A 223-nucleotide genomic window follows, 5' to 3' on the forward strand; every position below is an offset into this window, starting at 1 on the left:
ATACAAAGGCTGAATCAGGACGGATGAGCTTGCGAAACAAAGTGAAGTCCGATACTGCCCGAATCCTGTACAGTAAATGGAGCAGTGACATGAGCAGAAGGTTGTCGTTCTTACCCGGGGAGGTCTCTTTCTTTATATCAAACTTTTTCAGTGATGGAAAACTGGAGGAAGAGAAGTCAGCAGACGTCATAGTACTAACGAAAGTTAGGAAGGACTGAACAAT

The 223-nt window shown here is 43.9% G+C and carries 1 protein-coding gene; it reads left to right on the forward strand.

The features are described 5' to 3' along the window. On the forward strand, window positions 1-218 hold a 218-nt coding region (locus ACYQ4S_RS13110; protein ID WP_459771627.1), incomplete at its 5' end, for a hypothetical protein. Window positions 219-223 lie beyond the last annotated feature (5 nt).

It is taken from the genome of Alkalibacterium sp. s-m-28 (genome assembly GCF_054658175.1).